This window comes from Enterococcus sp. AZ196, assembly GCF_050498845.1.
Taxonomy (GTDB): Bacteria; Bacillota; Bacilli; order Lactobacillales; family Enterococcaceae; genus Enterococcus_A; species Enterococcus_A murrayae.
Map to the genome: position 1 here is coordinate 430001 of NZ_JBIPAM010000001.1, position 13986 is coordinate 443986.

The 13986-nt window shown below is 42.6% G+C and carries 9 protein-coding genes and 11 tRNA genes (1 of these 20 running past the window's edge); 18 read left to right on the forward strand and 2 right to left on the reverse strand.

Features of this window, described 5'->3' with window-relative positions; genetic code table 11:
* From IGI67_RS02085 to IGI67_RS02135, 11 genes are all read left to right on the forward strand, one after another.
* A tRNA-Glu gene (locus IGI67_RS02085) sits at window positions 1–26 on the forward strand (it extends 46 nt beyond the left edge of the window).
* Window positions 27–41: 15 nt separating this feature from the next.
* Window positions 42–114, forward strand: a tRNA-Val gene (locus IGI67_RS02090).
* Between the two features lie 3 nt (window positions 115–117).
* Window positions 118–193 (forward strand) — tRNA-Asp (locus IGI67_RS02095).
* 34 nt (window positions 194–227) lie between these two features.
* A tRNA-Phe gene (locus tag IGI67_RS02100) sits at window positions 228–303 on the forward strand.
* A 1-nt stretch (window position 304) separates the two neighbouring features.
* A tRNA-Tyr gene (locus IGI67_RS02105) sits at window positions 305–385 on the forward strand.
* 8 nt (window positions 386–393) lie between these two features.
* Window positions 394–464: transfer RNA gene (locus tag IGI67_RS02110), tRNA-Trp, on the forward strand.
* A 13-nt stretch (window positions 465–477) separates the two neighbouring features.
* Window positions 478–550, forward strand: a tRNA-His gene (locus tag IGI67_RS02115).
* A 10-nt stretch (window positions 551–560) separates the two neighbouring features.
* Window positions 561–632 (forward strand) — tRNA-Gln (locus tag IGI67_RS02120).
* Between the two features lie 67 nt (window positions 633–699).
* Window positions 700–770, forward strand: a tRNA-Cys gene (locus tag IGI67_RS02125).
* A gap of 24 nt (window positions 771–794) precedes the next feature.
* Window positions 795–878, forward strand: a tRNA-Leu gene (locus IGI67_RS02130).
* Between the two features lie 58 nt (window positions 879–936).
* A tRNA-His gene (locus IGI67_RS02135) sits at window positions 937–1009 on the forward strand.
* 98 nt (window positions 1010–1107) lie between these two features.
* Here IGI67_RS02135 and IGI67_RS02140 read toward each other — a convergent pair.
* Together IGI67_RS02140 and IGI67_RS02145 are read right to left on the reverse strand one after the other, a co-directional pair.
* Window positions 1108–2274, reverse strand: coding sequence for an RtcB family protein (locus tag IGI67_RS02140; RefSeq protein ID WP_429956596.1), 1167 nt, complete (start codon window positions 2272–2274; stop codon window positions 1108–1110).
* Window positions 2275–2722: 448 nt separating this feature from the next.
* Window positions 2723–3595 (reverse strand): MerR family DNA-binding transcriptional regulator, encoded by an 873-nt coding sequence (locus IGI67_RS02145; protein WP_429956597.1) that lies wholly within the window; start codon window positions 3593–3595, stop codon window positions 2723–2725.
* Between the two features lie 75 nt (window positions 3596–3670).
* Here IGI67_RS02145 and IGI67_RS02150 point away from each other — a divergent pair, with 75 nt between their 5' ends.
* The 7 genes from IGI67_RS02150 (at window position 3671) to ilvA (ending at window position 13963) form a co-directional block, all read left to right on the forward strand.
* Window positions 3671–5413, forward strand: coding sequence for an ABC transporter ATP-binding protein (locus IGI67_RS02150; RefSeq protein WP_429956598.1), 1743 nt, complete (start codon window positions 3671–3673; stop codon window positions 5411–5413).
* Window positions 5394–7199: an ABC transporter ATP-binding protein gene (locus IGI67_RS02155; protein ID WP_429956599.1), complete on the forward strand. Its 1806-nt coding sequence runs from the start codon at window positions 5394–5396 to the stop codon at window positions 7197–7199. Before IGI67_RS02150 ends, IGI67_RS02155 begins: the two co-directional genes overlap by 20 nt.
* A gap of 560 nt (window positions 7200–7759) precedes the next feature.
* Entirely contained in the window at window positions 7760–9442 is a 1683-nt protein-coding gene (ilvD, locus tag IGI67_RS02160; RefSeq protein ID WP_429956600.1) for a dihydroxy-acid dehydratase, read from the forward strand.
* Between the two features lie 11 nt (window positions 9443–9453).
* Window positions 9454–11160: a biosynthetic-type acetolactate synthase large subunit gene (gene ilvB / locus IGI67_RS02165; RefSeq protein WP_429956601.1), complete on the forward strand. Its 1707-nt coding sequence runs from the start codon at window positions 9454–9456 to the stop codon at window positions 11158–11160.
* Window positions 11161–11637 carry an acetolactate synthase small subunit gene (gene ilvN / locus IGI67_RS02170; protein WP_207110700.1) on the forward strand — a complete coding sequence of 159 codons (477 nt, stop codon included), beginning with the start codon at window positions 11161–11163 and terminating at the stop codon, window positions 11635–11637.
* A gap of 60 nt (window positions 11638–11697) precedes the next feature.
* On the forward strand, window positions 11698–12693 hold the full coding sequence (ilvC, locus tag IGI67_RS02175; protein WP_207110699.1) for a ketol-acid reductoisomerase: 996 nt from the start codon (window positions 11698–11700) through the stop codon (window positions 12691–12693).
* A 13-nt stretch (window positions 12694–12706) separates the two neighbouring features.
* Window positions 12707–13963 (forward strand): threonine ammonia-lyase IlvA, encoded by a 1257-nt coding sequence (ilvA, locus tag IGI67_RS02180; protein ID WP_207110698.1) that lies wholly within the window; start codon window positions 12707–12709, stop codon window positions 13961–13963.
* The last annotated feature ends 23 nt before the right edge of the window (window positions 13964–13986 follow it).

Sequence of the window (13986 nt, forward strand, 5' to 3'; positions counted from 1 at the left end):
CACGGGTTCGAGTCCCGTACGGGTCATTTCAATTAATTTATGGAGGTTTAGCTCAGCTGGGAGAGCATCTGCCTTACAAGCAGAGGGTCAGCGGTTCGATCCCGTTAACCTCCATTCGGTTCCGTGGTGTAGGGGTTAACATGCCTGCCTGTCACGCAGGAGATCGCGGGTTCAAATCCCGTCGGGACCGCCATTTATTTAATTGATTACTTTAAACTATTATATATGGCGCGGTAGCTCAGTTGGTAGAGCAACGGATTGAAGCTCCGTGTGTCGGCAGTTCGATTCTGTCCCGCGCCACCATGGAGGAGTAGCGAAGTGGCTAAACGCGACGGACTGTAAATCCGTTCCTTAGGGTTCAGTGGTTCGAATCCACTCTCCTCCATTTGTTTCAGGGGCATAGTTTAAAGGTAGAACAGCGGTCTCCAAAACCGTTAGTGTGGGTTCAATTCCTGCTGCCCCTGTTCTTTTATTATGGCGATCGTGGCGAAGTGGTTAACGCACCGGATTGTGGCTCCGGCACTCGTGGGTTCGATTCCCATCGTTCGCCCTTGTATTTTTGGGGTATAGCCAAGCGGTAAGGCAAGGGACTTTGACTCCCTCATGCGTTGGTTCGAATCCAGCTACCCCAGTTTTTAGAAAAGTATCAAGAAACTTTCTTGAAAAATACTTGTTCTAAGAAAAAAACAATAGTATAATGGCGGTATAGCCAAGTGGTAAGGCAGAGGTCTGCAAAACCTTCATCACCGGTTCAAATCCGGTTACCGCCTTAGTACTAGAATATTTATTGACATGCCGGCGTGGCGGAATTGGCAGACGCGCTGGACTCAAAATCCAGTGCCCTCACGGGCGTGCCGGTTCGACCCCGGCCGCCGGTATAAAGAGCTAAGATGTTATTTCATCTTAGTTTTTTGTTTGAATTTAAATAGCACCATGGCGATCGTGGCGAAGTGGTTAACGCACCGGATTGTGGCTCCGGCACTCGTGGGTTCGATTCCCATCGTTCGCCCTAATTAGACTCAGCAAAAAATGCTGGGTCTTTTTTTTATACAAAACTATCGGCAGAAAATCATTTCTGATCTTCTGCCGATAGAGAAATCGTATGGATTAACTTTTGAAGTTGTACAATGGACGAATGATTTCTTTCACTTCCATCGTCTCAGGCAAATACCTCATTAGTTGTTTTTTTGATTTATACGCTTTAGGCGCTTCATCCAGTGTCTTTTTTGAGACGGAGGTTGTCCAGACGTGTCGCATCATATGCTGATAATTATCTAAACTGATTGATGCTCTGGCTTGCGAACGACTCATCATTCGACCTGCTCCGTGTGGCCCAGAGTAATTCCATTTCTCATTGCCTTTTCCGATACCAATAATCGAACCGTCCTTCATATTTAAAGGAACGATCATCTTCTCGTTTCTTCTAGCAGAAGCTGCCCCTTTGCGTAAAATCATATGCTTTAAATCGATATAATTATGCGGGCTGTCAAAGCTTTCGATCACCGATTTTTCCCATTTCATTGCTTTTAAGATTGTTAAAGCCATATTTTGGCGATTAAAGGCAGCGTATTGTTGAGCGATTCTCATGTCTGATAAGTAGTTATCCAAATCTTGTTCTGAAACATAGGACAGCTCATAAGGCATTTTTAATAGTTCTCGTTGTTGAAGCAAACGTTCCTTTTCATCAGGATGTTTTGTACTCTTTGCTAGGAGCTTTATATCTTCCCGCTGCTGCGACAGTTTCTGATAGGCGATTTCCTGATGATACTCTGCGATTTCTTTTCCTAAGACACGGCTACCGCTGTGAATGACTAGATAAAAACCATCACTACCTTCATTGACTTCGATAAAATGGTTGCCACCGCCTAATGTCCCTATACTCCGTAATGCTCGGCCTCGGTGGATTGGAGCTTGAACATTCTCCAAAGGGAAAGTGTACTGCGGTTTATTGTGAGAATGGTGCCCACTTGGAATCCGATTGCGAATGATCCGGTCCAGTTTATCAAAGTTTAGTTTAACACCTTTTTTAACCTTAGCCACATATAGTCCACAACCTATGTCCACGCCGACAAGGTTAGGGACTACTTGATTGTTTACCGTCATGGTCGTGCCGATAACACAGCTTGATCCGCTGTGAGTGTCCGGCATGATCCGAATTTTTGCGTTTTTTGCAACTGATTGATTGCATAGCGTCGTGATTTGACCGACTGTACTCTCCGTTAAATTGTCTGCATAAACAGTTGCTGTATTATATTTTCCTTTTATTGTTAACATTTCTATTCCTCTCTGTGAGGAATCGTCCAATTCCTCGTATTAATTTGTATCTGTCTCTACTTTCATTTTCTTTCCACTCATAGGAAACACCTCCAGGAATTTGTTTGTATAAATTTAGTGTCATTGATCGCTTTAGAAAAATGATTGGTAGCTGTCTCCGCAGAAGGGAGGACATTTTTGCGTCGATTCGCACGGGCTGCTGTTAAATTAGATAAAGCATCTTGTTCACAGCTTGAACTTAATAAACTGTGAAAAGCATTGCTCACAAAATAAAAACTGCCAATCATATGATTGACAGTTTAACAAATAGGCTTTATTTAAGAATCTAGAGAGCCAGCAGAAGAAGACTTTCTGATCAAATAAAACGAATGCTGCAGATCAATCAATTGTATTAGGTTTAGTTTTTTAGTCTTAATCATCGTACTCTCTCCCTTCTTTAAACTCTTTATCATCCTATCATCTCTATTGATGGACTGTCAAGGTTATTCAGCTGACTCTGTTTGACTGGTATCAGTACCTCAAATACCTGATCTTCTGGATACTCAGAAGTCGTTTCATCCTGCCACAGCAATTCCCAAATATCACCATTCAATTCCAAGTTATTTTTCTTCAGGTAATTTCTAAAGCGGTTGTTAAAGGTATTGATATGATGAATCTCATCTTTCATGAAGCCGGAGACATAAGTGCCTGCTGGCCGTTTGACAACACGCTGTTTATCATAAAGGTGTAGTCGGTCTTCTGGAATTTTCACTAAGGCACGGTAAGGAGCTGCGTGAAAGTTCTCTTGGTAGAAGGCAGAACCATCTACTAAGAAACCGATTGGATAGCCGCTAAACAGATCGCTGCTGTCTACCGAGGAATAGAAGCGACCGTAGATTTGTACTGAATCAATGTCGTCAAAGTTTTCTATCGTCTCGGAAATCACAAAGGACTCGGATTCACGAAAGGAGAGGGTGATCGATTCCAAATCGAAATTCTTCAACGTCGTATAACGTTCAATATAATTATCCAAAGAGCCGCGGATAACATTCAGCTTCTTTATCTGCTCGTCAACCTTTTGCTTTTGCCGCATAAAACCTTCTAGTACATAATCCACATTTCGATTTTTCAAGAATAAATGGATATCTTCCAAGGAAACATCAAGATTTTTCAGCAGCAAAATGACATCCAACTCAAAATATTGATCAATCCCATAATAACGATAGCCGTTTTCACCAATTTTTGCTGGTTTAAATAGATCGATTTGATCATAATAGATCAGTGTTCGTCGACTGATACCGGCGTATTTCGCCATCTCACTGATTGTCAGATACTTCTTCATAAAAAAGTTCACTCCTTGCTTGACTGTAACGTTGCGTTACAGTTTATCCTACCATAGGAAGAGGAGGTAAAAAAGATGAAACTATTTAAAATCTTTTTCAAAGAATATCAACGGATGTTCTTAGGCACCTTCATCTTAATGATTGTGCAAGCTGTTGGAACATTGATGATTCCTTACTATGTTGCTGAAATTATTGATGAAGGAATTGTCACTCAAGATCAAGGGGCGATTTGGCAAAACGGCATTTTCATGTTGGGAATAGCGGTGCTAACGGGTGTTGTTTCGATTATTGCAAGCTATTATTCAGCGATTTTAGCCGGTCGTTTCGGGTATTTTTTACGGAAACAACTGGTTGATAAAACACAGCGCTTATCAATGGCTGATATGGATGAGTTTGGAACAGCCACATTGCTTGCTCGGACGACTAGTGATATTACGAATATCCAGCAGATTATGATGATGTTTTTTCAAATGATCATTCCTGCACCATTGATCTGTTTGGCATCCATTGTTTTAACTGGAACGATTTCGTGGCAGTTTGTATGGATTCCGATTGCGTCGATCACACTATTTTCGGTCGTGTCACTTTTAGTAATCAAAAAAGCTATTCCGTTGGCAGATGTGATGCAGCAGCGGATGGATAAAATGATGCAAATCCTAAGAGAGTTTTATACAGGTGTTCGAGTTATTCGTGCATTTAATAAAACAAATTTTGAAAAGAAACGAACAGATGCCACATTTACCGATTATTCAGAGGTTATGATTCGAGTAAATAAGCTGTTCGCTGTGTTGAATCCGACTGTTAATCTAGTGATGGGCATAGGAATGACTGCCGTCCTAGCTTTTGGAGGTGTCATTGTGGCTCAAGGAGCTGTTCCGATTGGCAGTCTGACGGCAATCAGTGAATACACTGTTTTAAGCTTGTGGTTTTTGACAATGGCTGCAATGGTAATTGTAATGATTCCCAAGGCGTTGGCCTCATTGGAACGAATTAGCGAAGTATTGAATAAGCAAGAAGAAATTGTTGATGGAGCAAAATCCTCCTTTGAGTGGAGAGAAGACAGACCGATCGTGGTTTTTGATCACGTTGATTTTGCTTACAGTGGTGCTGAAGAAGCTGTTTTATCGGATATCACTTTTGAAATTTCTAAAGGTGTGACCGCAATCGTCGGTGGTACCGGCTCCGGAAAAAGTACAATTGCTAAAGCGTTGTTACGTCTAAGAGACACGACTAAGGGAGAGATTCGTTTCTTGGGCGAACCCATTCAGACTGTTACTCAGGAGGCTTTGAGAGAGCGAATTAGTTATGTTCCACAGAAAGCCTTCCTATTTAGCGGAACTGTGAAGGAAAACTTCCTTTTCGGTAACCCTCAGGCGACAGAGGAGGAGATGAAACAGGCGGCAAAAGCAGCTCAAGCCGAAGAATTCATTGCTCATCTAGCTGGTCAATACAATGCGTTTGTTGCACAAAAAGGCAATAATTTTTCAGGTGGCCAGAAACAGCGTTTGAGCATTGCTCGAGCATTGATCAAACCGGCAGAGCTATATTTTTTTGACGATAGTTTCTCAGCTTTGGATTATCAAACAGATGCTAAGCTGCGTAAAGCATTGAAGAGTAATCTTTCAGATGCAGCGATTGTGATCGTTGCCCAACGACTTTCGACAATCAAGGATGCGGATCAGATTATTGTCTTAGAAGAAGGTAAGATAGTCGGTAAAGGAACACATGAAGAATTGCTTCAAACCTGCAGTGTGTACCAAGAATTTGCTAAATCTCAAGGAATGGAGGGGAAAAAGCATGAGCATCAAGCAAGCTGATGGAAAAAAGATAGATACAGAAACGCCAAAAGAGTTTAAAAAGACCGGGATTCGGTTATTCAAGTTGCTGTTAGAGCAGAAAGGGCGCTTTGTCATCATTATTGCCTCAGCCGTGTGTTTTGCCACTTTGATGGCATTTACACCTCTAATTTTGGGATGGGGGCTGGATGAGATTATTCGATTGATCCAAACAGGTCAAGTAGCGCTAGAAAACTTATTTTCAGCTTTGCTGCGTCCGGTATTTCTGCTTTTTCTAGCATGGAGCGGTATTTCGCTGTTTTCGCTGTTGCAGGAGTACACAATGGCGAGTGTCGCTGAAACGTTGACTTTGCGTCTAAGAAAGACGGTGACCGAGAAGCTGAATCATTTGCCGATGAGGGAGTTTGATCACTATAAAACCGGTGACATTTTGACTAGAACCACGTTGGATTTAGACAAAGTCTCAGAAGTTCTGCAAGTCGGATTGATGCAAATGATTTCGGCGATTCTGTCGATCGTCATCGGTCTGGGGCTGATGATCTATTTGAGTCCATTGTTAACGCTGGGAATCGTAGTCATTCTATTAATCAGTCTTCTTTTAACGAATCGTTTGGCACATAAAAATCAGGAGTATTTCTCTGAGAACCAGGAGGCTTTGGGAGCTGTAGGCACAAAGGCAGAGGAAAACTATTCGGGAAATCTTTTGATCAAGGCCTATAACCGACAAAAAGAAACAGCGGATGAGCTGGATAAATTGAATGAAGCGCAGTTTCAAGCCTTTAAAAAAGCGCAATTTGTCAGCTTTGCTATCAATCCTTTAATCCGATTGATCAATCAGCTAGGGTTTGTTACTAGCGCAGTTGTTGGCGGGATTATGGTGATTAATGGTCAACTGTCGATTGGCTTAGTTCAAGCTTACCTGCAATATGTAAACCAGGTTTCTGAACCAATAACTCAGGTTTCATACGTTATCAATAGTTTGCAAAGTGCTTTTGCGGCACTAGAACGAATCTTCGAGATTTTGGATCTTGAAGAGGAAACAGAAGAGATATTGAATGTTGCAGTTCCAGAAGATCTTCGTGGGGAAGTAGTCTTTAAACACGTAGCTTTCGGCTATACACCGGATCGTCTCTTGATGGAGGATGTTAATTTTAAAGTGAAGCCGAAACAAATGGTAGCCATCGTCGGACCAACCGGCGCCGGTAAGACAACGATGATTAACTTACTGATGCGTTTTTATGAAATGACAGGTGGTCAAATCGAGGTTGACGGAAAGAACATCAGTCACTTTTCACGTGCAGCGATACGACAAAAATTTGGGATGGTTTTACAGGATACCTGGCTGTTTGAAGGAACGGTGGCGGATAATATTGCTTATGGACGACCTGAAGCAAGCAGAAAGGAAATTATCCAAGCCGCTAAAGATGCTCAATGCCATCATTTTATCCGCACGCTGCCTGATGGCTATGACACAATCATCTCTTCAGATGGCAGTCAAATATCCCAAGGACAGCAACAGCTGTTGACAATAGCGAGAGCAATCTTAGCGAATCCGCAATTATTAATCTTAGATGAGGCGACTTCTAGTGTGGATACGAGAACAGAAGGGCTGATCCAGCAGGCAATGGATCAGCTGACAGCCGAGCGGACTAGCTTCGTGATTGCACACCGTCTATCGACGATCAAAAACGCTGATTTGATTCTGGTAATGAAAGATGGTTCGATTATCGAGCAGGGAAGTCATCGGAGCCTAATGAAAAAAGGCGACTTTTATGCAACGCTGTATAATAGCCAGTTTGCTGGATAAGACTAGATCAAAAAAATCCGCAAATGCTAACTTTGTATTGAATGAAGTTTCAAAAACTAAAGAGAAAGTCAAACGATCATATACTATCGTCATTGATAGGAAATAGGATCGTTTACTTTCATTTTGTTAAGTTTTTTTCAAAAAAACTTTCTGTTTATTAACTTTCTTCTTTTGCAATGATTAATCAAAAGTTTGTGATTGTTGAGCGGGTACGGATTAGTATTATGGACTTGTCTAACTTTGGTTATTCCGGTAGAGAAACCAAAAAAATACTAAATTAGAAAATATTCTGAAAATTCATTGACTTTTAATCTTATGAACTGTATAGTATAAAAAAATGATTAAGATATTATTAGAAAAATGAGGAGCCGATTTTTATGCGCAAGAGTAAATACAATAATTTTGATGGCATCGTCTTATTAATTATTGAGTCCAGGACTTAGAACGCGGGAAAGAAACAACCGTTAGTTTGAGTCCTATTTGCGTTAGAAATGGGATTCTTGCAAGAGCATCCCATTATTGATGGGATGCTCTTTTTTTGAAGGTAGGGAGATGTGACTATGAGAAGTGATCAGATTAAAAAAGGAATTGATGCAGCACCAGCTAGAAGCTTACTATATGCGACTGGCCAAGTAAAAAATATCCAGGATATGGAGAAGCCATTTATTGCTATTTGTAATTCTTATATCGATATTGTACCAGGGCACGTCCACCTACGAGAACTCGCAGATGTGGCAAAGGAAGCGATTCGCGAAGCTGGCGGTATCCCGTTTGAGTTCAACACGATTGGTGTAGATGATGGGATCGCGATGGGGCACATCGGGATGCGCTATTCGTTGCCAAGTCGTGAATTGATCGCCGATGCAGCAGAAACAGTTATTAATGCTCACTGGTTTGACGGCGTGTTTTACATTCCCAACTGTGACAAAATTACACCGGGAATGATCATGGCTGCTGTGAGGACCAACGTCCCATCGATCTTTTGTTCAGGCGGACCGATGAAAGCTGGGATCGATCCTCGTGGTCATCAAACGACTCTTTCTTCAATGTTTGAAGCGGTCGGTGCTTTTAAAGAAGGACAGATGACAAAAGAAGACTTTCTATTTATGGAACAAAATGCTTGTCCAACCTGCGGTTCATGCGCAGGAATGTTTACGGCCAACTCTATGAATTGTTTATTGGAAATCTTAGGTTTGGCATTACCTGGCAATGGAACGATCTTAGCGGTTTCCGATGAGCGACGCGAGTTGGTTCGTGAATCAGCCAAGAAGCTGATGGAGCTAGTAAAAAAACAGATCAAGCCGCGTGATATCGTCACAAAAGAAGCTATTGATGATGCATTTGCTTTAGACATGGCAATGGGTGGCTCTACTAATACTGTTCTTCACACCTTAGCGATCGCCAATGAGGCGGAGATTGAGTACGATCAGTCAGATATCAATGAGATCGCCAAAAGAGTACCGTATCTCTCTAAAATTGCTCCTTCTTCTAGTTACTCCATGCACGATGTTCATGAAGCAGGCGGTGTACCGGCAATTATCAATGAATTGGTTTCCATTGATGGAGCGATTCATTCAGATCGTATCACTGTTACCGGCGAATCTTTACGTGACAGTGTAGCTTCAGCCAAAATCATGAACGAAGAAGTGATTCATCCGAAAAGCGCTCCTTACAGTGCTGTTGGCGGACTTTCGATTCTTTATGGAAACATTGCACCTGAAGGCAGTGTAATCAAGGTCGGCGGTGTTGATCCGAGTATCAAGGTCTTTAAAGGAAAGGCGATTTGTTTTGCTTCTCATGATGAGGCAGTAGAGGCAATTGACAATCATACGGTTACAAAGGGACATGTCGTTGTGATTCGCTATGAGGGACCAAAGGGAGGTCCCGGTATGCCGGAGATGTTGGCACCAACTTCCAGTATTGTGGGTCGCGGCTTAGGAAAAGATGTGGCGTTGATAACTGATGGACGCTTTTCTGGAGCTACCCGTGGAATCGCTGTTGGCCACATTTCACCAGAAGCAGCAGCTGGAGGGCCTATCGCATTAGTCAAAGATGGTGATGAAATCACGATCGATTTGACGAATCGGACATTGAATGTCGATGTGTCAGCAGAAGAATTAGCAAAACGACAAGAAAACTTAGCGAAGTTCCAGCCAAAAGTGAAAAAAGGCTGGTTGGCACGTTACTCAGCAATGGTCACGTCGGCACATACCGGCGGTGTCATGAAATTACCTGAAGAATAGGAGGCATGGGGATGGAAGAGATGAAGCAAAAAATGGCGACTGAACATCTATACAGTGGCGCAGATTTGTTAATCAAGTGTTTGGAAAATCAAGGAGTTGAATTGATCTTTGGGTATCCTGGAGGTTCCGTCTTACCATTATATGACTCACTGTATGATGAATCTATTCCGAATATTCTCACACGCCATGAGCAAGGAGCCGTTCATGCGGCGGAGGGCTACGCGAAAGCAACCGGTAAGCCGGGAGTCGTGATTGTAACTAGCGGACCTGGGGCAACCAATGTCGTGACTGGTATTGCGGATGCAATGATCGATTCTGTTCCATTAGTCGTAATCACAGGTCAGGTAACGACTCCAGGAATTGGTAAGGATGCTTTTCAAGAGGCGGATATGTTAGGTATCACCGTACCGATCACTAAAAATAATTATCAGGTGCGGGATATAGAAGAGCTTCCACGTATCGTTAATGAAGCATTTCATATTGCAACAACAGGCAGAAAAGGACCAGTTCTAATCGATCTGCCAAAAGATATCACAACGTTGAAAGCCAATCCTAAAATCGATAAGCCTGTTCATTTGGAAAGCTATCAGCCTACAACGACACCATCGGTATTACAGGTCGAACGTTTGATGGGCTTATTGAAAAAAGCGAAAAAGCCGCTTCTTTTAGTAGGCGGCGGAGTTGTAGCGGCGAATGGGGCAGAGGAATTGCGTCAATTTGTTAACAAATATCAACTGCCGACCGTCAGTACATTATTAGGCTTAGGGTTACTGCCGCATGAAGACCCGAACTTTTTGGGAATGGGTGGGATGCATGGTACCTATGCCGCAAACATGGCGATGATGGAGGCCGATCTATTAATCAATATCGGTAGTCGCTTTGACGATCGTTTGGCTTGTTCTCCTGAAGCCTTCGCCCCGCATGCCAAAGTTGCGCATATTGATGTTGATCCAGTTGAAATTGGTAAAATTATTAAAACGGATGTGCCAATCGTTGGTGATGCCAAGATTGCTTTGCAGCAAATGCTGTCGATTGAGATCGATGCTCCGAATTGTGAAGAATGGCGTGAACTTTGTGATGAACGTAAGCAGAAATACCCATTGAAGTATGAGCGCCATGAAGAGATCATCAAGCCGCAAGAAGTGATAGAGATTGTAGGACGAATCACGAAAGGGCAGTCCTATGTCGTAACAGATGTTGGTCAGCATCAAATGTGGGTAGCCCAATATTACCCATTCCAATTTCCTAAGCAGCTGATTACCAGCGGTGGTCTGGGAACAATGGGATATGGAATACCCGCTGGAGTCGGCGTGAAGTTCGGCAAAAGAGATGAATCAGTTGTTGTATTCGTTGGAGATGGCGGATTCCAAATGACCAATCAAGAATTGGCGATTTTGAATCAACACAATTTGGATATCAAGTTTGTTTTGCTGAACAATCAATCACTGGGAATGGTTCGCCAATGGCAGGAGAAATTTTTCAATGAACGACGGTCTCAATCGGTTTTCCATGAACAGCCAGACTTTATGAAAATGGCCGAAGCATATGGAATCGGCAGTAAGAAAATCTCTGCTGCTGGGAATTTGGAAAAAGAATTGCAGGAGGCTTTCGCTGAGCCAGGTCCAATGCTGATAGAAGTCATGATCTGCAACAAAGAACATGTACTACCAATGATTCCGGCTGGAATGCCGAATGATCAAATGTTGGGGGTGGATTAAATGAGACGGATGATTACTGCAATGGTTCACGACCAGGCGGGGGTACTTAGTCGAATTACCAGTGTCCTGAACCGCCGACAAGTTAATATGGACAGCGTTTCAGTCGGTCGCACCGAAAGAGACGGCGAGTCACGGATGACGATCATTATTCAAGCAGAAACTTTGGCTGACGTTGAACAAGTCACCAAGCAGTTAAATAAACAAATCGACGTGGTGAAGGTTTCCGATGTGACCGATGAGCCTCATTTGGAAAGAGAACTGGCGCTTGTTAAAGTAAGTGCACCAGCGGCGATCCGCTCAGAGATTCAAGCGATGATCGATCCGTTTCGTGCAGATGTAGTAGATGTAGGACTAAAAACGATCGTGGTTCAGGTTGCCGGATCAACAGAAAAGGTTAATGCTTGTATCGATGTGCTCCGTCCTTATGGGATCAAACAATTAGCACGAACGGGCGTGACCGGATTTAGCAGAGGTTAAACGCGAAATCTATTTTTGGGTTTTGCTATTAATATAGTTTAAAAAATTGGAGGAAAAATTATGGTTAAAGTTTATTATGATGATGCAGTAGCGAAGGATGCTTTAGAAGGAAAAACAATTGCAGTGGTGGGCTATGGGTCACAAGGGCACGCTCATGCACAAAATCTTAGAGATACAGGACACCAAGTTGTGATCGGTATCCGAGAAGGAAAATCCGCTGAGGCTGCTCGCGAAGACGGCTTTGATGTGTTGCCGGTAGACGAAGCAACTAAGAAAGCTGAAGTAGTCATGATTTTAGCTCCAGATGAAATCCAAGGTGCTCTCTATGAGAATGAAATTGCACCAAACTTAAAAGACGGCGATGCATTAGTGTTCGCACATGGCTTCAATATCCATTTTGACGTAATCAACCCGCCGAAAAATGTAGACGTGTTTTTAGTTGCTCCTAAGGGTCCCGGTCATTTAGTTCGCCGTACCTTTACTGAGGGCTTCGCGGTACCTGCTTTATTTGCCGTTTATCAAGACGCAACAGGAACTGCTCAGGATTTAGCGTTGTCTTACGCTAAAGGAATTGGTGCTACACGAGTAGGTGTCTTGGAAACAACCTTTAAAGAGGAAACAGAAACAGATTTATTCGGTGAACAAGCGGTACTTTGCGGCGGCTTGACTAGTATGATCGAGGCAGGCTTTGAAACATTAGTTGAAGCGGGTTACCAACCCGAATTAGCTTATTTTGAGGTTTGTCATGAAATGAAATTAATCGTTGACTTGATTTATGAGGGTGGTTTCGCGAAAATGCGTAACTCGATCTCTAATACAGCTGAATACGGCGACTATGTTTCTGGTCCTCGCGTAATCACTGAAACAGCGAAAGCCGGTATGAAAGAAGTTTTAACTGATATTCAAAACGGCAAGTTTGCTAAAGGGTTCATTGATGATAACAAAAACGGCTTCCCTGAATTCAAGAAGATGCGCGCTGAAAGTGCGGGACATCAAATTGAAGAAGTGGGTGGCGAATTAAGAAAAATGATGCCATTTGTAAGTCGTAAAGATTAGTGGGGGTGCTGCGATGGAATTGATCAAGGATACCGAGGTTCGCAGTGCATATCAGTTACTGAAAAATTCTGTAAATCATACACCGTTGCAATATGATCGCTATTTATCTGAAAAGTATCAGGCGACCATTTTACTAAAAAGAGAAGACCTGCAGAAGGTGCGTTCATTTAAATTACGCGGAGCCTACTATGCCATCAAGAAGCTCTCAGAAGCAGAATTGAAAAAGGGTGTGGTTTGTGCGAGTGCAGGAAATCATGCACAGGGAGTTGCTTATACTTGCCATGAATTAAAAGCAAAGGCAGCGATCTTCATGCCGACGACTACACCGCAGCAAAAAGTTTCTCAAGTAAAATTCTTCGGTGGTGAATTTGCAGATATTCATTTGGTCGGCGATACCTTTGATGCTTCTGCTGCTGCCGCAAGGAAATACTGTGAAGAAAACGGCATGAGCTTCATTGATCCTTTCAACGATAAAAATATCATCGCTGGACAAGGAACATTGGCATTGGAAATGATGACTGATGCAGAAAGTGAAGGCTACAAACCTGATTATGTCATTTCAGCAATCGGCGGAGGCGGCTTGATCAGCGGAGTATCCTCCTACGTTAAAAATACCTCACCAACCACTAAAGTGATTGGTGTCGAACCCAAAGGAGCAGCTTCGATGCAAGCGGCCTTTGAGGAGGAACAGCCGATCAAATTAGCCGAGATCGATAAATTCGTTGATGGGGCAGCCGTCCAACGTGTGGGGGAAATCACCTACTCTCATAGTAAAAAGTATGTCGATGAATTGATGTCAGTAGACGAAGGCTTGATTTGCTCAACAATTTTGGATTTATACGGTAAACAAGCAATCGTAGTTGAACCTGCTGGTGCATTGAGTGTTGCTGCCCTAGATTTAATGAAAGAAAAGATCAAAGGGAAAACCGTCATTTGTATCATCAGTGGTGGAAATAATGATATTAATCGAATGGCAGAGATTGAAGAGCGTTCATTGATTTATGAAGGCTTGAAGCACTATTTTGTAGTAAACTTTCCTCAACGGCCAGGAGCTCTGAAAGAATTTGTATCAGAGGTACTAGGTGAAGGTGATGACATTACTCGCTTTGAATATACTAAGAAGAGCAATCGCGGAACCGGACCCGTAGTGATTGGTGTACTGTTGAAAAAACCTGAAACTTTACCAGAATTATTGAAACGCTTGAAGACGTTTGATTCAACGTATATTGAGTTGAGTCAAAACAAAACGCTGTACAATTTATTAGTTTAAAAAGCAGGAACTGCAAGAAGTTG

What these genes read in the sequence shown, in the direction of transcription:
- ilvN (WP_207110700.1), top strand. Translation starts at nt 11,161, where the DNA reads ATGAGACGGATGATTACTGCAATGGTTCACGACCAGGCGGGGGTACTT.
- ilvC (WP_207110699.1), top strand. Translation starts at nt 11,698, where the DNA reads ATGGTTAAAGTTTATTATGATGATGCAGTAGCGAAGGATGCTTTAGAA.
- IGI67_RS02150 (WP_429956598.1), top strand. Translation starts at nt 3,671, where the DNA reads ATGAAACTATTTAAAATCTTTTTCAAAGAATATCAACGGATGTTCTTA.
- ilvD (WP_429956600.1), top strand. Translation starts at nt 7,760, where the DNA reads ATGAGAAGTGATCAGATTAAAAAAGGAATTGATGCAGCACCAGCTAGA.
- IGI67_RS02155 (WP_429956599.1), top strand. Translation starts at nt 5,394, where the DNA reads ATGAGCATCAAGCAAGCTGATGGAAAAAAGATAGATACAGAAACGCCA.
- ilvA (WP_207110698.1), top strand. Translation starts at nt 12,707, where the DNA reads ATGGAATTGATCAAGGATACCGAGGTTCGCAGTGCATATCAGTTACTG.
- ilvB (WP_429956601.1), top strand. Translation starts at nt 9,454, where the DNA reads ATGGAAGAGATGAAGCAAAAAATGGCGACTGAACATCTATACAGTGGC.
- IGI67_RS02140 (WP_429956596.1), bottom strand. Translation starts at nt 2,274, where the DNA reads ATGTTAACAATAAAAGGAAAATATAATACAGCAACTGTTTATGCAGAC.
- IGI67_RS02145 (WP_429956597.1), bottom strand. Translation starts at nt 3,595, where the DNA reads ATGAAGAAGTATCTGACAATCAGTGAGATGGCGAAATACGCCGGTATC.